The organism is uncultured Psychrobacter sp. (assembly GCF_947495825.1).
Lineage (GTDB): Bacteria > Pseudomonadota > Gammaproteobacteria > Pseudomonadales > Moraxellaceae > Psychrobacter.
Genome location: NZ_CANMAH010000002.1, coordinates 65,772 through 87,465, shown reverse-complemented (window position 1 = coordinate 87,465; position 21,694 = coordinate 65,772). Strand labels below are relative to the sequence as shown.

The 21,694-nt window shown below is 42.0% G+C and carries 17 protein-coding genes and 1 tRNA gene; 11 read left to right on the top strand and 7 right to left on the bottom strand.

Features of this window, described 5'->3' with window-relative positions:
* Nucleotides 1-11: 11 nt before the first annotated feature.
* Nucleotides 12-1,616, bottom strand: a complete 1,605-nt coding sequence (locus tag Q0895_RS03180; protein ID WP_299185464.1) for an FAD-binding domain-containing protein — start codon at nucleotides 1,614-1,616, stop codon at nucleotides 12-14.
* Nucleotides 1,617-1,853: 237 nt separating this feature from the next.
* Between Q0895_RS03180 and Q0895_RS03175 the strand changes: the two genes are divergently transcribed.
* From Q0895_RS03175 to Q0895_RS03130, 10 genes are all read left to right on the top strand, one after another.
* Nucleotides 1,854-2,525 (top strand): phosphoribosylanthranilate isomerase, encoded by a 672-nt coding sequence (locus tag Q0895_RS03175; RefSeq protein WP_299185462.1) that lies wholly within the window; start codon nucleotides 1,854-1,856, stop codon nucleotides 2,523-2,525.
* Between the two features lie 139 nt (nucleotides 2,526-2,664).
* Nucleotides 2,665-3,939: a tryptophan synthase subunit beta gene (gene trpB, locus Q0895_RS03170; protein ID WP_299185461.1), complete on the top strand. Its 1,275-nt coding sequence runs from the start codon at nucleotides 2,665-2,667 to the stop codon at nucleotides 3,937-3,939.
* Entirely contained in the window at nucleotides 3,929-4,894 is a 966-nt protein-coding gene (locus Q0895_RS03165) for a hypothetical protein (RefSeq protein ID WP_299185459.1), read from the top strand. The genes trpB and Q0895_RS03165 overlap by 11 nt, the downstream gene beginning before the upstream one ends.
* A gap of 33 nt (nucleotides 4,895-4,927) precedes the next feature.
* On the top strand, nucleotides 4,928-5,752 hold the full coding sequence (trpA, locus tag Q0895_RS03160; RefSeq protein ID WP_299185457.1) for a tryptophan synthase subunit alpha: 825 nt from the start codon (nucleotides 4,928-4,930) through the stop codon (nucleotides 5,750-5,752).
* A 254-nt stretch (nucleotides 5,753-6,006) separates the two neighbouring features.
* Entirely contained in the window at nucleotides 6,007-6,957 is a 951-nt protein-coding gene (gene accD, locus Q0895_RS03155) for an acetyl-CoA carboxylase, carboxyltransferase subunit beta (RefSeq protein ID WP_299185775.1), read from the top strand.
* A gap of 223 nt (nucleotides 6,958-7,180) precedes the next feature.
* Nucleotides 7,181-8,539 carry a folylpolyglutamate synthase/dihydrofolate synthase family protein gene (locus Q0895_RS03150; RefSeq protein WP_299185456.1) on the top strand — a complete coding sequence of 453 codons (1,359 nt, stop codon included), beginning with the start codon at nucleotides 7,181-7,183 and terminating at the stop codon, nucleotides 8,537-8,539.
* Between the two features lie 193 nt (nucleotides 8,540-8,732).
* Nucleotides 8,733-9,905, top strand: coding sequence for a LysM peptidoglycan-binding domain-containing protein (locus Q0895_RS03145; RefSeq protein ID WP_299185454.1), 1,173 nt, complete (start codon nucleotides 8,733-8,735; stop codon nucleotides 9,903-9,905).
* A 286-nt stretch (nucleotides 9,906-10,191) separates the two neighbouring features.
* Entirely contained in the window at nucleotides 10,192-10,737 is a 546-nt protein-coding gene (locus Q0895_RS03140) for a DUF2726 domain-containing protein (protein WP_299185452.1), read from the top strand.
* Between the two features lie 288 nt (nucleotides 10,738-11,025).
* Complete coding sequence (locus Q0895_RS03135; protein ID WP_299185451.1) at nucleotides 11,026-12,546, top strand: hypothetical protein; 1,521 nt, start codon at nucleotides 11,026-11,028, stop codon at nucleotides 12,544-12,546.
* 91 nt (nucleotides 12,547-12,637) lie between these two features.
* Nucleotides 12,638-13,945 (top strand): hypothetical protein, encoded by a 1,308-nt coding sequence (locus tag Q0895_RS03130; RefSeq protein WP_299185450.1) that lies wholly within the window; start codon nucleotides 12,638-12,640, stop codon nucleotides 13,943-13,945.
* A 7-nt stretch (nucleotides 13,946-13,952) separates the two neighbouring features.
* On the opposite strand, the gene Q0895_RS03125 is transcribed toward Q0895_RS03130, so the two are convergent.
* Nucleotides 13,953-14,915, bottom strand: coding sequence for a DUF1853 family protein (locus Q0895_RS03125; RefSeq protein ID WP_299185449.1), 963 nt, complete (start codon nucleotides 14,913-14,915; stop codon nucleotides 13,953-13,955).
* Between the two features lie 153 nt (nucleotides 14,916-15,068).
* Here Q0895_RS03125 and Q0895_RS03120 point away from each other — a divergent pair, with 153 nt between their 5' ends.
* The gene (locus tag Q0895_RS03120) at nucleotides 15,069-15,371 is read left to right on the top strand and encodes a monooxygenase (RefSeq protein ID WP_299185448.1); all 303 of its coding nucleotides are present in this window, start codon (nucleotides 15,069-15,071) and stop codon (nucleotides 15,369-15,371) included.
* Nucleotides 15,372-15,451: 80 nt separating this feature from the next.
* Here the strand turns inward: Q0895_RS03120 and Q0895_RS03115 are convergent, their stop codons facing one another.
* From Q0895_RS03115 to gatC, 5 genes are all read right to left on the bottom strand, one after another.
* The gene (locus Q0895_RS03115; RefSeq protein WP_299185447.1) at nucleotides 15,452-17,248 is read right to left on the bottom strand and encodes an acyltransferase family protein; all 1,797 of its coding nucleotides are present in this window, start codon (nucleotides 17,246-17,248) and stop codon (nucleotides 15,452-15,454) included.
* Nucleotides 17,249-17,835: 587 nt separating this feature from the next.
* Nucleotides 17,836-17,912 (bottom strand) — tRNA-Pro (locus Q0895_RS03110).
* Between the two features lie 114 nt (nucleotides 17,913-18,026).
* Nucleotides 18,027-19,556, bottom strand: a complete 1,530-nt coding sequence (gatB, locus tag Q0895_RS03105; RefSeq protein ID WP_299185446.1) for an Asp-tRNA(Asn)/Glu-tRNA(Gln) amidotransferase subunit GatB — start codon at nucleotides 19,554-19,556, stop codon at nucleotides 18,027-18,029.
* Nucleotides 19,556-21,052 carry an Asp-tRNA(Asn)/Glu-tRNA(Gln) amidotransferase subunit GatA gene (gene gatA / locus Q0895_RS03100; protein WP_299185444.1) on the bottom strand — a complete coding sequence of 499 codons (1,497 nt, stop codon included), beginning with the start codon at nucleotides 21,050-21,052 and terminating at the stop codon, nucleotides 19,556-19,558. Before gatA ends, gatB begins: the two co-directional genes overlap by 1 nt.
* 67 nt (nucleotides 21,053-21,119) lie before the next feature.
* Nucleotides 21,120-21,434 (bottom strand): Asp-tRNA(Asn)/Glu-tRNA(Gln) amidotransferase subunit GatC, encoded by a 315-nt coding sequence (gatC, locus tag Q0895_RS03095; protein ID WP_299185442.1) that lies wholly within the window; start codon nucleotides 21,432-21,434, stop codon nucleotides 21,120-21,122.
* Nucleotides 21,435-21,694: the final 260 nt, after the last annotated feature.

The following is a 21,694-nucleotide window of genomic DNA, read 5'->3' as shown; positions in this document are numbered from 1 at the left end:
AATAGATAGCGCTAGTCTTTTTTAAATTCAGCAATTGCAAGTTGGCGCACAGCTTTATGCTCGACCATAGGCACCGGGTAGTCAATATCAGCAAACTTACCGTCCTTTGCCAGCTCCTTACGCATTTTGTCCTCACTATGCAAGATGCTGGCAGGAATATCTTTTAATTCAGGTAGCCAAGTTTTGATAAACACACCGTCTTTGTCATGCGTTTTGGCTTGGCTAAAGGGATTCATAATACGAAAGTAAGGCGCAGAGTCCGTACCGGTTGAGGCGCTCCACTGCCAGCCGCCGTTATTAGAAGCAAAATCACCGTCTATCAGCTGCTGCATAAAATAACGCTCACCTAAGCGCCAATCAATCAGTAAGTCCTTGGTCAAAAACATCGCCGTGACCATACGCAGAAGATTGTGCATAAAGCCCGTCGCATTAAGACAGCGCATTGCTGCATCGACCAATGGCACGCCTGTCTTACCTGCACACCACGCCTCAAAGTCATCCTTGTCATATGACCAATTAATCTTGGTGTCTGTCTTTTCTTTATAAGCCTTGTGACGGATAAGGGCAGGCTTGTCCACTAACACATGACGATAAAAATCTCGCCATGCCAGCTCACTTATCCAGCGATTGATGTCATCATTGTCGCCATCATTACCGTGCAGTTTTTCTTGCGCCCTGCTTGCTTGTAAGTAGCAAAGCCTTGGACTGATCGCTCCAATAGTGAGGTAGGCGGATAGTTGACTGGTTGCATGTAGACTGGGGACATCACGGCTGATATCGTAGCTATCGATATCCTCAGCGATAAACTCTTTTAAACGTTGGCAAGCGGCATCTTCGCCAGCAGGGTAGGCTGTACGGGCTTTTTCTAACTGAGCGTCCATATCAATATGCTGTGATAAATCAGCTTTTTGCTGTGTTTTTTGATAATCATCAACCACCTTGCTACTTAACGCTTCGATGTCTTTGATAGTAGTCGCGCTGTCTTTTGGCAATTTTAGCTTGGTTTTATTATTATTTAGGGCTGGTGCTTCATGTAATTGGATGCTGCTCACGTCCAAAGTATGTCGCCATTTTTTATAAAATGGGGTAAATACTTGATACATGCTGTCGCCATCGTTGGTAGTGATGCTTTGCGGTGGCAAGATACACTGATCATGCCAGCGAACAAACTCGATATCGTCCTTCGCCAGCTGCTCAGTAAGCTGCTCATCACGCTCAATCTCATTGCCTTCATACTCATGATTGGCCATAATGCAGCTGATGTCATTGTCCTTACACAATGCGCTAAGCGTACTCACGCAATCAGCAAAACTGGGGCAAAGCTGCACGCTCAAAGCAATGTTAAGCTGCTCTTGTAGCGCTTTTGCTAGTATAGGTAATGTACGAGCGATATGATCAACTTGAGCAAGCGAGGTATCGTGCGTTTGCCACTGCTCTGGTGTAAGTAAGAATATAGCACTGACTGAGGCATGATCTGTCTGCGCGCGCTCGCAAAGTGCCGTCAGCGCTGTATTGTCATGCAGTCGTAAATCTCGGCGAAACCACATTAGATAATGCGGCATATTTACATCCGTATTATCATCGTTGTCGTCATTGACAGACGCAGTCTTAGACATTCAATTATCCTTATACCAATCAATCGTAATCATAAACAAAACTATGAATAAAAGTATGCTAGGATAAGTTTTTTGATGCAATTGATTTGCCCATCGTTTAACAAATTATCATCATTTCTTATGATGGAAATTTAGCGTAATATCACTGTTTATTAGATTTATAGCAGTTTTCGCTTACAGTCTTTGATACATAGCATTTACTCAAGTTTTTATTGAGGTCATAAAAAAGGTTATAAAATGCACGTGAAGTTTTGTGGGTTTACCCAGCTTAGTGATATCGATACTGCTGTGAAGTTGGGTGTTGATGCAATTGGTTTGGTGTTTTATCCACCAAGTCCGCGCGCTGTAACGTTGATACAAGCGCAGACGTTGAGCGCTACTGTGCCGGCCTTTGTCAGCGTGGTAGCGTTGGTGGTCAATATGCCTAAAGCTGAGCTGCTCGAACTGGCAAATAATGTCCCTTTTGATATCATTCAATTCCATGGTGATGAAACGCCTGAGCAATGCCAGCAGCTGGCGAGTGTCATCAATAAGCGCTGGATCAAGGCGCTACGTATCAATGCCGAGCAAGACACGGCAGATAGCGTTCGTGCTCGTATTGCTAGCTTTGCCGCAGCAGGAGCCAGTAGTATTTTATTAGATGCCTATCATCCCCAAAAATATGGCGGTACGGGGGCAGGTTTTGATTGGGACTTGATACCAAAAGACAGCTCGCTACCGATTGTCTTAGCAGGTGGACTGGATGCTGACAATGTCGCTGATACTCTTGATTTGCCTGTTTATGGCGTTGATGTCAGCGGCGGCATTGAATATGACAAAGGCAAAAAAGACACCGCTAAAATGCGCGCCTTTATGAAAGCTGTCAAGCGTGACCGATGGCAAAACGAGACGGTCACTGACGTGATCTAAGATAATTGCTATATTTATTCTTATTTACTCGTTATTCCGACTTTCTGATTAAGCTTTATTTTCATAAGCTTAATAATTGCTTCAATCCTTATATCACCAATACTTATACTAAAAGATACCACTTATCGTAGGAATTATCATGAGTCATGCCATAAACAAAGATTTATCTGAAGCTGCAAAATCTATCAATACCTTTACCAATCCAGCAGATGTCCAAGATTTTAACCAATATCCCGATGCCCGCGGACATTTTGGTGTCCATGGCGGCCGTTTTGTCTCTGAAACCTTGATGGCTGCATTAGAAGAGCTTGAAACCTTATATACCAAAGTAAAAGCTGACCCTGCATTTTGGGAAGAGTATCACAACGATTTGGTCAATTATGTCGGTCGCCCAACACCGCTATATCATGCCAAACGCCTGAGTGATGAAATCGGCGGCGCGCAAATTTACTTTAAGCGTGAGGATCTAAATCACACGGGCGCACATAAAGTAAACAACACCATCGGGCAAGCACTACTTGCCAAGATGTGTGGTAAAAAACGCATTATTGCTGAAACGGGCGCAGGTCAACATGGTGTCGCGACGGCAACGATTGCTGCGCGCTTAGGTCTAGAGTGTATCGTCTATATGGGCGCTGATGATGTCGAGCGCCAAAAGATGAACGTTTATCGTATGCGTTTGCTTGGTGCGACTGTAGTTCCAGTGTCCTCAGGCTCGCGCACCCTAAAAGACGCGATGAACGAAGCGATGCGCGACTGGGTGACCAATGTCGACACCACTTATTACATCATCGGTACGGTTGCAGGGCCGCATCCATATCCGCTACTCGTACGCGATTTTCAAGCGATCATCGGTAAAGAAGCGCGCATTCAGCATTTAGAAAAAACAGGCAAACTGCCTGATGCCTTGGTCGCCTGTGTTGGCGGTGGCTCAAACGCGATTGGTCTATTCTTTGACTTCCTCAACGATACTGATGTCAAGATGTACGGTGTCGAGGCAACAGGCGATGGTATTGAGTCTGGTCGCCATTCAGCGCCATTGGCCGCTGGTCGCATCGGTGTGCTACATGGCAACCGTACCTACCTGATGGCAGATGATGAAGGGCAAATTCAAGAGACACACTCTATCTCGGCTGGCCTCGATTATCCTGGTGTTGGTCCTGAGCACAGCTTCTTAAAAGACATGAATCGCGTTGAATATGTGGGTTGTACCGATAAAGAATCGTTAGAAGGCTTTCATGAAACCACACGTAAAGAAGGCATTATCCCAGCCCTAGAGTCTGCCCATGCGGTCGCCTATGCATTGAAGCTGGCTAAGACCATGACACCTGATCAGACGATTATCGTCAATATGTCAGGTCGCGGTGACAAAGATTTGCATTCAGTGATGAAGGCAGAAGGGATTGAAGCCTAATCTTGGTCAAGAAACATTTCTTACGACAGTTTATGCTAGAAGCGAAGGTTTTGAAAAGTTAATAAGTAGCTTCTTAACTACTGCGTTTAAGCTCTCCACCTTAATTGGTGGAGGGGTAATGGTATTTTATTGTTTTAATATAGGTTATTTTCCTACAGATCTGTCTATTAGTGATACTTTCATCTTAATAGCACTAGCTTTTATTTTTGGTTTACTATATTGCTTCACATTGTTAGCTTTGAAAGCCTACTCTAATTTGGTATTTTGGTTTCTACTACTCCTTTTTAATAAATTTTTTAAAAACGAGCCTGAGAACTGTAGAGGAAATCATTCTATTAACTATCGAGAGCTTACCAAATACTGCTATCGTAAGTACAAGCCAAATTTAGACACTTTTTTCCATTTAATATTTTCTACATTTTGGTTACTGTCGTTACTTTTATCTAGAATGATTGGCTGGATTGAGATTTTATCAATATTTGCAGTTATTTTTGCAGCTTCAATGCTTTATGAGAGGTCATTATTCGAGCATTTCGAACGTAAGGTAGATGCAGTGCTTGGCGGAGAAGGTATTAATAGAATAGAGTTTACGAACAGAAAAAATTTTATAATTACAATTGTTCTCATGTTTGCTTTACTGATTCCAATAGTATCAGGTATGGTTTCAAAAAATTATATTGACTCTTCTATGCAAGTACTAAACCTTGCTGATAATAATGTTTCAGCTCATATACAACATCCGTACGATCAGTACTTAGTCGAATATGGCATTAGGGCTAATGAAAGCAGTTTTGGTGATGATTATGTTAAGGCTGAAAATGTTGACGTATTAATGCAGGGATTGGGGAGTAATGTAGTATTGAGTATTCCAAAAAAAATAAAAAACAATAAGAACAAAAAGGTTAAAGTTATCATACCAAAAGATAAAGTGCATATTATTGATAATAAATTTTAATGTTCACTTTTTAACAGAAATTAAGAGACCACTATGACCAGAATTGAAAGCACCTTTGAGACTTTAAAATCACAAAACAAAAAAGCCCTCATTCCTTATGTGATGGCAGGCGATCCCAATCCTAGCAATTTTGTAGACTTACTACATGACTTAGTCAAGCATGGCGCAGATATGATCGAAGTAGGTTTACCGTTTTCTGATCCTATGGCCGATGGCCCAACGGTTGCTTTGGCTGGTGAGCGTGCCTTAGCAGCTGGAACGAGTACGCGTGATGCGCTAAATATGGTCGCAGAGTTCCGTAAACAAGACACGCAGACACCAGTTGTACTGATGGGCTATCTTAACCCTGTTGAAATCATCGGCTATGATAACTTCGTCGCTTTATGCGAGCAGTCAGGTGTTGATGGTATCTTGATGGTTGATTTACCGCCAAGCGAGGCGGGTAGCTTCACTCAGCATTTGACTGAGCATGCGATGAATGAGATTTTCTTATTGTCACCGACCACTTTGCCTGAACGCCGCGAGCAAGTACTGACTCACTGCGGCGGTTATATTTATTATGTATCGCTCAAAGGCGTGACGGGCTCGGCGACGCTTGATACCGATGATGTTGCGACTCAAGTGCAAGCGATTAAAGCAGAGACAGACTTGCCGGTTTGCGTAGGCTTTGGTATTCGTGATGGTGCTTCAGCCAAAGCAATCGGTCAGCATGCCGATGGTGTTATTGTAGGTAGTGCGCTGGTGCAAAACTTTGCGGATATCGATGCCAATGATGCCAACGCTGTGGCGGCAGCCCAGCAAAAAATCATGGACAAGATGGACGAGCTGCGCGGTGCACTAGATAGTTTAAATGCCTAAACGATGATAATGCGAGTAGTAAATCACTTTGCTATATTTAGTTTACGTGTGTAAACTAACATGATGTATAATTTGTTACAATTACTCGATTTATTCAGCTTATTGTTTATCATGACATAGATAATAGTAATGCGAATAAGCTACCGTGTTAGTCATAACTGCTCATGTTATGACTGTATTTGCTTCTTAGACTAGACAACAATCAAATTCTTAAGGACAAGTAAATGAGCAAGCTTGCCGATAAGCCTTCAACAATGGCGAATAATATGACTGATACTATAAAAAAACCCGAAACTCAAAGTGATGATGCTAGCCCTGCTACAGATAACTCTCAAGCTGGTCAATCATGGTTCAATCGTCCAGTACCGGGTATCAAGCAGCAACTAACTGCTACGCTAACTGCAGTTGAAACCGAGCCATCTACAGAATGTACTAACTGTCATTCAATGATTACCAATACGGCACTAATTTTCAACTGTTATGTTTGCCCGCACTGTGATCATCATCTACCAATGACCGCGCGTGAACGTCTACAGTGGTTTTTGGATCAAGTAGATGGAGAGCTTGGACAAGAATTTAGCGCCAAAGACCCTCTCAGGTTTGTAGATAGCAAACCATACCCCCAGCGCATGACTGAGGCTAAGACTAAGACTGGCGAGACAGAAGCCTTAATCGTTCTGCATGGTAAGCTACGCAACCTTGATGTGGTTGCTTGTGCTTTTGATTTTCGCTTTATGGGTGGTTCTATGGGATCGGTTGTCGGTGACCGGTTTGTACAGGCGGCTGAAAAAGCACTTGAAGACAAAAAGCCTTTGGTATGTTTTGCTGCTTCAGGTGGCGCGCGCATGCAAGAGGGTTTGCTGTCTTTAATGCAGATGGCACGTACTGCCGCCGCTGTTGAACGCCTAAGAATTGCTGGCATTCCTTATATCGTGGTACTGACCAATCCAGTTTACGGCGGGGTGACGGCCTCTCTTGCCATGCTCGGCGATATTCATCTGGCCGAACCAAAAGCCATGATTGGTTTTGCAGGTAAGCGCGTGATCGAGCAAACGGTACGCGAGACGTTAGAAGAGCCGTTCCAGCGTGCGGAGTTTTTGTTAGAGCATGGCGTGGTTGATGAAGTGGTACATCGTCATCAGATGATTGATACAATTTATCGTCTATTAGCGAAGTTGAGCCACAAGCCAAACGTTGACGCTTAGTTTATTATTGTTTAGTTAAATGACCTAACTTGTTACGGTTACTATCTTTAGTATGGATATGATATTAGTGCAACAAGGTTATAATATTTTTAATAGCATTTGTCGTTATTTAACGATAAGTGCTATTTTTAGTTTTTAGGTTTGGTTTTTTAGTAGGTTGTTATACACTACTTTTAATTTTGTTTTCTCTTTTTTTAGTTTGAGTTTTTAATAGGTTCTGTTTATGTCTGCATCTATAGCTAATACGGTTAACACTGATAGTCCTAACAGCCAATCGAGTTTAACTGAATGGTTAGATTATATGCAGCAGATACATGTATCGGCGATAGACATGGGTCTTACGCGAGTGCTGCCTGTCGCTGAGAGTTTGGGTTTAGTACAATCGGCCAAAGATGATGCGTACGTATTTACGGTAGCAGGTACCAATGGTAAAGGCTCAACGACAGCAGTCATTGCCCAGATGTGTCAAGCGGGAGGCTACAAGACTGCATTGTATCAATCACCGCATTTAAGCGTTTTTAATGAGCGTGTGCGCATTAATGGTGAGATGGTCAGTGATGAGACGTTAATCGATGCTTTTAGTAAGGTAGAGAGTGCACGGCTTGCATGCGATTTAACATTATCATTTTTTGAGATGACGACACTTGCTGCGTTATTGATATTTGCTGAAGCAGACTGTGATGTATGGGTATTGGAAGTAGGATTAGGTGGGCGCTTAGATGTAGTCAATATTATTGATCCAGATATGGCGGTGATTACCAATATTGGTATCGATCATGTGGATTGGTTAGGTGATAATATTGAGGATATTGGTAGCGAAAAAGCGGGTATTTTACGTGATGACATTACTCTTATTTATGGTGCTGCTACCATGCCAGATAGTGTGCAGCGCCTTATTAAAAGCCACAACGCCACCTGCTATCAAGCAGAGCAAGACTTTAGCTATCGCGTAGTAGATACCCAGAGTTGGCAATACAGTAATGCTGCTGCCACGCTGGAGCTGCCGCGTCCTGCATTATCCCTTACCAACACTGCCAATGCGCTATCTGCAGTGTTGGCAAGTCCATTAACAGTCGATGCAGAGGGTATTGCGCAAGCCTTACGTACTGTTAAGCTAGCAGGGCGGTTTGATTATCGCAAGATAGCTACGCGTCATTGGTTATTTGACGTAGCGCACAACGAGCAAGGGGTTGAGTTTTTATTGGCGCAGCTATTACCCTTATGGCAAGAGCATGTTAGTCGCCAGTCAAGCCCCTCATCGGCGTCTATTAAGATACTATTCTCTATGCTCGGTGACAAAGATATTGCTATGGTTGCACAGCGCTTGAGCGATGCTGGTTTGCCGATTACAGATTGGTACATTGCAGAGATTGATCATCCTCGCGCGGCAAGTATTGATGAGCTACAAACAGCACTGGCTGTATACGTAAAAGATGCTGCTATACATGTTTGTACTGATCTGCAGCAGGCTACGCAAGCAATAATTAAAGACAGTAAGCCACAAGACTTGCTCGTCGTTAGTGGCTCTTTTCATACCATTGGTGAGGCGCTTACTGCTCTTGATGTCAACGAATGCTTATGATCTTTTAGAGCTGATTGACGTCCAAAAATTGCCCAAACATCGTATTAACAGATGTGTGATAGCAGACAGCGTGAAAAATATGTTTTATAATCAAAGCGTTTTACAAAAACGACATAACTTTTGCGATGAGATGGCAATATAGAGTAGTCATGCCTAGCAATCAACCTTACTACCAACTAAGAGACGTAAACGGATGAATTTTTCGAGACAAGCCTTATTGGGCATCGGGATGATTATAGGCGGCAGCGTGATGCTATACGCTATGGTGCAACAGATCGGTACTAATGATAAGCCAGCAGCGCCTACTGCTATCGTCGAGAAATCATCAACTGAACAAACAACTGTAGAGCCATTAACTACAGATATCGAAACTGAAAAACGTATCTTGGCACAAAAGCAAAAAGAGCGTGCTGCCCGCGTCGCAGAACAAGAAAGGCGCGCCCAGGAGTTTTTGGCGGAGCAGGAGAGTGCAGAAGCGAAGGCACTGGCAAAATCCCGTGCAGAAAACCAGCAGTATGTTGCCAACTCTATGCCAGCAGAGAGTGAGGATACAGAAGTAGAAGGTAGCTCAACAGTTACAACACCAACTGTGCAAACGCGTACTGATACCACTACCAGCACAGAGAGTGATGAAAAGCAAAGAAGACAAGCGGCCGAACAAGCGGCTAAGCAAGCTGAAGCTAAAAGATTGGCAGATAATAAAAAGCAAGCTGAGGCAAAAGAGCGAGCTGAAGCTCAGGCTAAAGCTAGAAAAGAAGCAGAAGCAAAAGAACAGGCTGAAGCTCAAGCTAAGGCTAAAAAAGAAGCAGAAGCTGAGGCTAAGAAAAAAGCAGAAGAACAAGCTGCTAAAACAGCGCCCCCGACCGCTCCTGCAGACTATACTGTCAAAAGAGGTGATGGTTTAATCAAGCTGGCTCGCCAGTATAATGTGCCAGTTGAAGCTCTAGCTCAAGCTAACGATATATCCTCATCCACTTCATTACAGGTCGGACAAGAGCTGACCATTCCATCACGTAAGCAGATTGAGCGCTTAGAGCGTGAGGCTGCCGCTGCCAAAAAGTCTGCCGATGACAGACGTGAAGCCCAACAAAAACTACGTGAAGCTCGTAAAGAAGTCAGAGAAACTGATGCAAAAGGCAGCTTTGGTGTACAAGTAGCTTTGGCAAGCAATCAGTCTTCAGCTGATGAGGTGGCCGAAAAGTTTAAATCCGCTGGCTATAAAGTCAAAACCAGTGTGACCAGCCGCGGTGTACGCGTCATCGTCGGTCCTGAGCGCGGAAAAGTTGCGGCACTAGCATTAAAAGACAAGATCAACACAGATCCTCAAGTTGATACCTCAGGAGCTTGGGTGCTGTATTGGCGTTAAATTGTCTGAGGATTTTACTGCATATAAGAGCCAGTTAACATACTAAATTTTGATGACATTTTTGATTGTATATTATTTCAAACACGACACTCGCTGTCGTGTTTTTTGATTTGTAAATTGTAGATAATTATTAGTTCAGATAGTATTGCTCAGATAATATAAGCCCTAATTATGGTTCATTTACTCTTTTTTGTAGAACGTGTTAGCCAATAGTGGTTACTACGTTGCGATTAACTATTTAGAAGATTCTAAAATTAATCGCTTCAAAATCTTATAAGGTGTGATTATGTCATTTGGCATTGTGTTTTTGGTGTTAGCTGTCAGTTTTTTGGGGCTCATTGTCTTACCAAAGTTGTTATCAAGACATCAAACTCATAAAAATATCGAGCCTGATCCCACTCCTGTACGCGGTGATGATTTAGCTATTTGGCCGTTTGCACCGATGCCTATCATGACAGATACCGAAGTTATATTTTTTCAAAAGCTCAAAAACGCATTGCCTGAATATCATATATTTGTACAAGTTCAACTCTCTCGTATTATCAATGCTGATAGTGAAGAGGCTTCTGAGCGTAGCTTTTGGTTCAATCGTATCTGCCGTCAAAGTGTCGATTATGTTATCACTGATGTCGATGCACAGACGACATTGGTCGCCATCGAGCTTGACGACTGGACGCATACTAGTAAATCAAGACAAAAGGCTGATGATAAAAAGGATAAAGCGCTAGCAAGTGCAGGTATTCCGATTGTAAGGTTCCATGCTGAGCGCCTGCCAAGTGCCGACATACTGAGATACGAGCTGATGCAGGTTATTGAAACTTATGAAGCGTAATATTATTGCTAATTCATTGACTGTCAGCTCATCATAGCCAGGTACTGCTTGTATCTGGCTTCTTTTTATCATAAAACCTGTAGATTTCTATGCCAACGTTTGAATATCTTTTACGATATAACGGATTATTGTATGGACTCGAGCAGTAAATAAATATATTATCCTTTTATTGATTAGTGAACATAAGTTTTGACTAAAGTTTTGTTAGTGTTAGGTCGAACAACCACCTATTCAAATCACATCTACTGTTATTTCCTCAACTAGGTCTTATCAATAAAGGATTATTTTATGAAGTTTTTTCAACTGACTGCGCTTGCATTTGCCAGCACTTTAGCATTAGCAGGGTGCGGTAGCGATAGTGACAATACTAGCACGGCGGCTTCTAACAATAATGGTTCAGCTGTACCTTCTAAGCCTCCTGTAAACAATAAACTGTCTGAGCTTGAGCAAGCTAAAAGCATTATTAATACTGCAAAGCAGTTTATTTTAGATAACAAAGCAATCGAAGATGCTTATGAAGACGCTAGCGAGATTTTGACCGAACAGCAGCAAGCTCGAGTAAACCTAACCTTTGAGATCGCTGAAGGTTTACAGGGGTACATGAAAGAGAATTCAATAACAAAACTGGATGCAGTAGATGTAGCTTTATTAAGAGACCAAGGTGATCTGCAAGAAGTAATAGATAAAGGATTGGAGAGCGACTTTTATTGGGACAGATTCTATAATGATAAGCTACAGCCAAGCGATGATTTTCTTGCAACGCTTGATGCCAATGGCAAATTCGAACTATCTGGCACTACGCTTGTGAATAGTGAACGTTTTGAATATAACTATAATCCGCTAACCAATAACGTAGACCAAACAGTAATCAAAGATTCTTTTAAAATAACCTACGATAAATTTGAAAACTCATTGGCTTCTAATACCAGTACTGATAATTTTACAGGCCGTTATGGCTTTAATCGTCTTAACATCGGTTCAGAAGCGGACGCTGTCATTTTGAGCTCAACTTCACAAGGCGCAACGGTTAATGCGCAGTTCAGTGATAAAGTTTTGGTTAATGACGAGTTTGATATAAATGACGTTAATAGAGCTGGCATTACTTTAGAAAAAGCGGTCATAAAACTGGATAATGTAAAACTCAAAGCCAATGACAGTATCATTGAAGCCCGTGACGTTGAGCTAGGATTTTTAGACATGAGTCGCAAGCTTGCTGATGGCACCTTAGTGGTCAGAACTTTGCCAACCGCTATTAAGCTGACGGGTGAATTACTCAAAGAAAAGCCTGCAACAGATGTCGCCATTTCGCTAAACGCGGTTGCTAATGAAACCGATATCAAAAACGTTATCAAAGTAACCCAAGAAGGTAATATTGAAGAGATTGCTGATAAGTTCGTTGGGATAGAGATTGTCATGTCTCTTAAAGGTAAAGTGACAAAAGAGACTGCGACTTCGACTGCGATCATACCTTTAGATATCCAAGCGAACCTAAAACGTACAGCGCGTGATATGGTGGAGCTGCAAGGTTTAAAAGCAAACGTAGACGGTAAAAGTCTGTATGTAACAGGTAAAACTATCTTAGATACTCAATATAGCGTTAGCTGCAAGTGTACACAACTTGATATTACCCAAAACAATGCTGCCATTAAGCTAAAATTCGATGTCGATAATAAATTCATCATACAAGATACCAAAACTGGTAAGTTTGCTGATATTAAGGTCAACGGTAAGGTCTTTGGTGAGCTATTACAGAACAACGGTAAAGTAGGCGCTAAGTTTAAAGACAATAGCTTTATTCCTCTAGGCTAATGATGTTATGTATTTGAGATATTGATCAGGGATAAAAAGAGACAGCTAGCCCTGTCTCTTTTTTGTGCCTTTTAATTTATGGAAGAATGTCATGGCCTTTTTGTGCTCGTCCGTGCATATGTTATCTGCACAGGTTCTGTTTGTACCACTATCTATTCAGTCTGCTAAGACACGCTACCAGATGGCCTATACCATACGTACTGTATTGGTTATCGTGAGCCTTGGGATCTCTATACCTGCTATCGCGCAGGAGTCATGGATGGCTTATCAACTAACCGGTGATGACTTGATTTTAGAGAAAAACCCAACACCTTCTTTAGTATCTACGCCATTGATAACTTCTAAGAAGCCAGGCACACAAATTGATTGGTCAGTGATGGCGAGTGCTCATAGTCCAGCGCAGCCTATCGCTGCTTTTATCAAGGATTGGGATGCGCCGTTAGAGTCTGGTACCCATGCTTACGCGCAGGGGCGCGCGTCACTCAATGTACGCCCAGCTGACAGTCCGATCAGCTATGGTTTGGCATGGCGTTATGACTATTTGATGACATTTAATCAAGAAACCGCAGACTTATATTGGCAGTATCAAAACAACCAGCTCCCCAATCAAAATCAAACTTATGCTTTAGAGTTAGAGGCACAGCATAATGAACGTGTTGGCGCAAACGTAGGTTTTGCTCAGCAATTAACGCCCAATTGGCAGCTGACCACTTATGCCAATATTTGGAAAGGATTACATCTGCTTGACGGTGAAGCTAGCGGCAGTATTACATCACAAGCATACCCTGCTGGCGAAACAGTTAGAAATATAGACCGTCTAAATAGAACGAATACTTATGTAGATTATTATTACGATGAGCCAGCACTTGGGGAGGAGGATCTAAACTGGCATCCCAACAAACCAACGGGTTATGGTTATTCGTTAGATATGAATTTGACAGGTTCATTGTCGAATCGCACGCAGTTATCTATCCGTGGTTACGATATTTTGGGACGTATGCATTGGAAAGACACGCCTAGTACGCAATATGTACTAGATTATGATGCCAATAGACGACCCATAGATATGACCGAAGGTCAACTCAATACTGATGATATTACGCAAACATTGCCATGGCGCGTGGAAGGTAGTCTCATACATCAGCTAAACCCTCAATGGCAGCTCGGTGTCCATGGTCAAGTGAATGATATCCAAGGCTTATACCAGTTGTCAGCAGGCTATCAAACCAATGAAGATTACTATCCGCTCACTATTACTGGTTTAATAGAGCCGCAAACACAAGCGTTGGGACTTGCTGTAGATAGTCAGTATGGTGGTATCAAGTTACTCACCGATAGTCTTGACTCAGAAAAAGCCCAGCGCAGTGAGGTTAGCTTATATGGACGTTACTCATGGTAGGCTAACATTAAGTAACATCCAGTTTAGGGTCACGCTGCTTGGGATAAATGACTATCGGCTTATCACCTTCAAAGTATAGCCCTGTTCTAGGTAGCGTATCGTCTGGCCACACTATCTGGGGCTTCTGTCCATCGTAGCTGTCATAAAAGCTGCGTTTCGTAAACCATTCGATATAATTTGCGCGTCGAAGGGTCGTCATATCAATTGTCGTTAGATTATCCTTATCCCATTTATCGCACCATTCATGCATAGGAAAGCTTGGTGAAAGCCAATCAGGATAAATAAAATCAGTCGTATTGATGGGCAAAAAGAATCGTCCTTTTATAACACCATAACGCTTATCAATTTTGACTTGTCCATGATCTTTGATGTCTACCCATACAGTACGAAATTGTTTGGTCTGCATATGAGTCATTTTGCGCTGTAGATTGTCGTTTGAGTTAATCCCAACCCAATTTTCGGGCTCAAAAGGGGCTGATCCCATAAAAAACTTAATGGCCAGTTCCCAATGTTCAGTGACTGTCTCCTTGTGGTTGTATAAAATCAAATCAAGCTCGCCAGAGGTTTGTTTGCCATTAAATAGCTGTACATTACTAGCGAGTGTCTCATATGGATGCAACTGGCGCGCAAAACCATCTTCTAACCAAAAAGATAATAATCCCTCAAAGTGAAAACCCAAACGATTGGGACTGGGTCGTGTCAGTAGATAGCGCGTCAACTCCTGATAAGCGTTGGTGGTATCAAGCTCTTCTAAACGCTGCTGATATGCATCAAACTGCTGTTGCCAAAAGCTGGCACTGTGTACCGATACCGTATGTGTGTTCTGATAAGGTGCAAAATCCAGCCATCCTGTCAATACATTGGGGCACGCCAGCACATAAGCCAAATCACGTACATAAGGACGCTGGTACGCTTCCCAAGGCGCATGATTAGTAAGTATGGACAATGAATGAGCGATAGGCTCGGACATAGAATAAACCGAAGTAAGTTGTAGAGCATTTACCCTAACTGCTCGCTTGGCAAAAGTCTATAGTCAATCGTAGTATGTTAAGATTGAAAGTATCTGGCAGCACAGATTCGCCGATCATGAAACAAGAGATCAAATAATAATGAGGATTAAGCTATGAAATACCTTTTGCAAATCGACTTTCCTTATAGCGGGCCTTTTGGCAGTGAGTTCTTTGAATCTATGCAAGAGCTTGCCGAAGATATCGCAAACGAGAACGGGCTGGTCTATAAGTTATGGACAGAAAACGAAGAGACGCAAGAAGCGGGCGGTATTTATGTGTTTGATAACTTGGATGATGCTAATAGATATCTCGCCAAGCATACTGAGCGTCTAGAGTCGTTTGGCTTCACTGATATTAAGTCTAAAACTTTTGAAATTAACGAAGCGCTGAGTAAGATTACGAAGGCGTCTTTGTAGTACTAGGCAATAATAATCAGCATGAAAAAAGCCAGTCACTGGGTTCAATGCTGGCTTTTTCTTATTGCGCTTTCGAAAACCTAGTCTTTAAGTATTTTAGTAAAAACATCTGATAGTTGGTAGCTTCCAGTGGTGGTCAAATGGTGTTTATCAAAATATAAAGGTTTCCCCTCTTTGGATACGTAACGACATTCTGACGCGCAAAAATAGTCTACTACAGGGAATGATATAAAGTTATCGTCATCTATTGATCTGACAAAGCGAATTTGATCAGCATTTTCACTTAGGTAATCCTTTTTTGTTTTCTGAATTGAAGGCTGTTTTTCGCCCTTCATTTTTTTGTACATATAAGTTGGAATGTTCTTATCCCATGTTGGAACTGGTTCAATAAAATATACTTTAATTCCAGCTGACTTAGATAGTTTGATGACCTCGTTTATAGTGTCATTCGAAATAGAATCAGGTGAAGAATGTATTACGATTTTACTAACTTTGTTCTCAATTGAATCATCAACTACCGTTTTTGGACGAGCCGTACCTTTTGACAAGAACGTATTTGAAATTGGAATAAATAATTTAGTACCGTTTTTAATAGCCAGTTCAGTGAAGTGTTCTTTTACAGAATCACTATGACTATTGCCAACAAACATTATGTTTTCTTCAGATTGCTCAATGTCACCAGTCAAATCACAAGATGTAATGAACTTCTCAAGTTTTTGTGTTACTACGCCACAACGAAAAGGCCCTCTATCTGAAGATGCATTGAATATGAGCAATTCTTTTTCTGAATAAAATTCCTTTTGAACAAAAGGTAATACTAATACTAAGCCTATTAATAAGGCACTCGCAGTTAAAGCATAGTTCTTTATATTGTATTTAGATCTTTTATGTTCAAAAAAGTAGTACAGAAGTGTTGATGCTATACAGACAAGTATGAACAACGTAATACCATTTTTGAGACTTGGAATCGTTAAGTTTGTTCCATCAAAAGGTTTTGACAGATAGATCACTATCACAGGAAAGTGAGCTAAATAAATAGAGTATGAGTATTTACCAAGTTTTTCGAGTACCTTAGATATATATGAACGCTCTATAAGAGATGGTATTCCAAAAGCTAGAACGGTTGCCGTTGCCAAACTTACAAATAGGGCGTATAGACCAGGATGACCATTTACTGCACTTCTTGCTTCGCCACTGACAGAAAGTAATGGAATTATAAAAATTACAATCAAGCCTATAAGACCCAACCACTTATATTGTGTATACTTTACATTGCCTTGGTTGGTTAGGAAGTGAGCAGCGCCATACCCAATTAAGAACTCCCAAAGCCTAAAGGGAACAAGAAAAAACGACGTTTTAGGCGAAAATTCGACCATAATAAAACATAAAGCTAAGCTCACTATCATCGTGAGCCAATAGTTAATTTTTAGCTTTGTAAAGAACCAGTACAGCAGTGGTACTATTAAGTAGAACTGTATCTCAACCCCTAATGACCAAAGGTGTAGTAAAGGATTGAAATGAGAATTGCTAAAATAAGAGTCTTGGAACCAAAAACCTATGTTGGATAAAAAAGGAACTGCATATAGTGCCTGTTTACTGACTTGAACAGTTTCATTTGGAGTAGTCAAAAAATAGGAAAATATTAAAGTGAAAAAGACTGTAGCGTAATAAGCTGGTAGCAATCGTTTAGCTCTTCTTAAATAAAAACCTGTTATATCATCCTTTTTATATAAGATAGCCATTAGAAAGCCGCTAATAACAAAGAATACATCAACACCTAGAAAGCCGCTTTTTATTGAGCTAAAGCCAAGATGGAATAACACAACAAGTACAACGGAAATACCTCTAAGGATCTGTATATCTGCTCTGTAATTCATAATTAATTACCGATAAGTTGTCATTGATAAGATGAGTAAGTAATTAGAAAGTAGTAATCAATGCTTACCGAAAGTTACTATATAATCACATATGCGAATATATTGTATACTAATAAACTATAGTTTGGAACAAAAATTTGGTGTTATTTGGATAAGGGTTCAATAGCATGAAGATAAACTTGAAGCTATTGTATTGGCTAGTCATTCTATGAGAACTGAATAAATCATTATAAATAATCTTTTATAATGATGAGATATATTGCACTGACTATGTATTGACCTTTGAGAAAGGTAAATTTATCTCAATTATTATTTAGCTGAAGATGACAACGAGTTTATTAGCAGTAATATGTAGCTATCTCACCATATATGCTTCATCTTAAATACTTAGTAAAGGTGGTGTTTTTTCTTTAACTTAAATACATGAGATAAAGTCAACTTATAATTTTGTAAATCTACTATGAATTGGAACAATCGTATTATTTAATAAATTGTATTTCAAATCCCGTTGTTATTTTAGAAATTAAAACACAGAAAAAGCCAACCATTGAAAACAATGATTGGCTTTTCTGTATTACTATAATGTTTGGTCGGAACGGCAGGATTTGAACCTGCGACCACTACACCCCCAGTGTAGTGCGCTACCAGACTGCGCTACGCCCCGAATGACTGACTATTTTACGCAAAATTAGGTATATTGCAAGGGCTATTTGTTTAGTCCAAAGCTTATGAGCCAGTTTTACGTATAGTAGTGAGTATAATCAATATACAATTCACCTTAATCCAGTAGCTCTTTTAAGATCTGATTGACTTGTTGCGGGTTGGCACTACCGCGACTGGCTTTCATCACTTGCCCGACCAGACCATTGAAGGCTTTTTGTTTACCGCCTTTATACTCATCTACCATCGCTTGGTTGTTTGCGATGACATCTTCGACCATGGCCTTGATAGCTCCTGTATCGGTTTCTTGCTTGAGTCCTTTTTCCTCGATAATTTTATCTGCTGCATCATCATCGTTGCCGCCTTCGCGCTCGTATAGAGCACTAAAGACTTTCTTAGCCATTTTTCCAGATAACGTATCGTCTTTGATACGCGATAGCAGGCCAGCCAATTGCTTGGCGCTGATAGGAGAGTCTATGATGTCTTTATCATCTTTGTTGAGCGCACCCAGCAACTCTCCCATGACCCAGTTGGCTGCTATCTTCGCATCTTGCTGTCCGATCTCAGACACAACATCTTCAAAGTAATCGGCAAGCTGACGGCTACCAGTTAGGATACGAGCATCGTACTCTGATAGACCGAGTGCCTCTTCAAAGCGCGCGCGTCGAGCCACAGGTAGCTCAGGCATTGCCTCTTTAATCTCATCAATCGTATGCTGCTCAATACGTACTGGCAGCAAGTCAGGGTCAGGGAAGTAGCGATAGTCGTTGGCATCCTCTTTGGTGCGCATGGTGCGAGTTTCATCGCGCTCTGGATCGTAGAGCATTGTCGCTTGCACAACTTGACCACCGTCTTCGATAATGTCAATTTGACGCTCGATTTCGCGGTTGATGGCACGTTCGATAAAGCGGAATGAGTTTAGGTTTTTGAGTTCAGTGCGCGTACCCAGCTCGTCGCCTGGCTTACGTACAGAGACGTTGCAGTCACAGCGGAAGGAGCCTTCTGCCATGACTGCATCTGAGATACCAAGCCATGTAACCAGCTGATGAATGGCTTTGATATAGGCAAGTGCCTCATGGGCTGAGCGCATGTCTGGCTCGGAGACGATTTCGATCAGTGGCGTACCCGCACGGTTCAGATCGACACCAGTCATGCCATCGACGGCATCATGTACGGACTTACCAGCGTCTTCTTCTAGATGCGCGCGGGTGATGCCCATGCGTTTGGGATATTCGTTTTTCTCGCCTTCATTCACCACCACATCGATATAACCTTTACCAACGATAGGGTTGACCATCTGGGTAATCTGATAACCTTTAGGTAAGTCGGGGTAAAAGTAGTTTTTACGATCAAAGGTGTTAAATAAACCAAGCTCAGCATTGACGCCAATGCCAAACTTTAAGGCACGATCTACCACGCCAGTATTAAGAACAGGTAGGACACCAGGAAGACCTAAATCGACGATACTCGCTTGGCTATTAGGTTCGTGACCAAAGTCAGTTGGCGCGCTTGAGAATATTTTACTTTCAGTATTTAGCTGACAATGAATCTCAATCCCGATGACCACTTCATAGCCATCGACGAACAGCTCTTTACGAACAATCTCTTGGTGAGCGGCATTGTTATCAGTAGTCGTTGCTGTGTTCATTATACCGTCTCCTTTGCGATGAGTGAGTGCTGTAGATGATGATCTGTGTGCTGCTGGAAAAGATGCGCTGTAGATAGCAGCTTGCTTTCTTGCCAATACTGACCAATCAGTTGTAAGCCAATAGGTAGGCCATCTGATGTCAGACCAACTGGTTGACTGAGCGCAGGCAAGCCGGCCAAATTGACCGCAATGGTATAGACATCACCTAAGTACATCGATGCAGGATCGAGGTCTTCACTAAGTTTGTAAGCTGCTGTTGGTGAAGTTGGGCTAGCAATCACATCACAATCAGCAAAAGCTTCATCGAAGTCTTTTACGATTAGGCGGCGTATTCTTTGTGCTTTTGTATAATAAGCATCAAAATAACCAGCAGACAGTGCATAGGTGCCGGTCAAGATACGACGTTGTACTTCAGGACCAAAACCTTCAGAGCGTGAGCGTGTATATAGATCGACTAGATCGGCTGGGTTTTCACAGCGATAACCAAAGCGCACGCCATCGAAGCGCGATAGGTTAGATGATGCTTCTGCAGGTGCTAGCATATAGTAAGTGGCAAGCGTAATCTCAGGATCAGTGATGTTCACCTCTACGATGGTGGCACCCAAATCTTCATACTGTTTAAGAGCAGTACGGACCGCTTGTTCGACCTCGCTATCAAGTCCTTCACTAAAGTATTCTTTAGCGACGCCGATACGCAGACCCTCAAATGGCTTGTCACCAGCAGCAGCTTCTGCGTCATTAAGGTCTTGTACGTAATCGGGTATGTCATGCTTGATAGAGGTTGCATCGCGTGGATCATGACCGATCATAGGTTGTAATAGATACGCGCAGTCTTTAGCACTCTTGCCCATGCTACCGGCTTGGTCAAGGCTTGAGGCGTAGGCGATCATACCGAAGCGTGATACGCGGCCATAAGTGGGTTTGATACCTGTTAAGCCACAAAATGATGCAGGCTGACGAATTGAACCGCCCGTATCACTACCCGTTGCAACTGGTACAAAACCTGCGGCGACAGCGGCGGCACTACCACCAGATGAGCCACCAGGTACACGTTCTAAATTCCATGGGTTTTGTACTGTGCCGTAGTATGAGCTACTGTTGTCTGAGCCCATTGCAAACTCGTCCATATTGAGCTTACCTAAGCTAATCATACCCGCTTTGTCGATATTTGAGACGATAGTGGCGTTATAAGGTGAGACAAAGTTGTGTAGCATTTTTGAGCCACAAGTCGTCAGCACGCCTTGGGTGCAAAAGATGTCTTTATGAGCCATTGGCACACCAAGCAAGCGTCTTTTATCGCCCTGTGCTCGCATCTCGTCAGCTGCTTGCGCTTGTGCGCGCGCTGTCTCAGAAGTGTGGGTGATAAAACTATTAATCTTGCCATCTAGCGCGTCAATGCGTTTAAGATAATGTTCGGTCAGCTCAAGGCTGCTAAATTGTTTGTCTTGTAAGCCCGTAATCAACTGCTCGGTACTTAATAGATGAATCTCAGACATAAGGTGTCGTCCGTCAAAATGTTAATAGCATAAAATAAGATAAAATAAGCGCAAATAATAAAACCAATTATTCAATTACTTGTGGTACCAAATATAGGCCTTCTTCGACCGCAGGCGCAACCGACTGATTGCGTGCACGATTGATATCATGCTTGGCGACGTCAGCGCGCAACTCTTGGCAAGCTTCATGAATATTTGATAGTGGTTTGACACCTTCCGTATCGACATTGCCAAGGGTTTCCATAAGGGTTAATACCTTACTGATATCGTCGGCATAACTACTTGCCGTACTTTCATCCACACCTAAGCGTGCAAGGTTGGCAACTTCTAGGATTTCTTCACGACTAACATTGCTGTCGGACGTTAATGGCTGCTGTGACATAGTTTCTCCAGTTAAGGACAGTTTTTGTTGGAGTAAGTGATTACTAAGATAAGATCGTATGTGGAGTTGGCTTATTATAAAGCATCTGGCTTAAGTTTACAGAGTAGGGTGTGAGATTGCTGCACAAACACAAACAAGTAGCACAGTGACGTTACAGTTATTGATTTATTTTCAATTGCTTAACAATTAACTTGCTAAATACGGTAAAGTAGCCCCACATTGTTTAGCAAAAGTATAATATAGCGATAAGTGCTATTTAT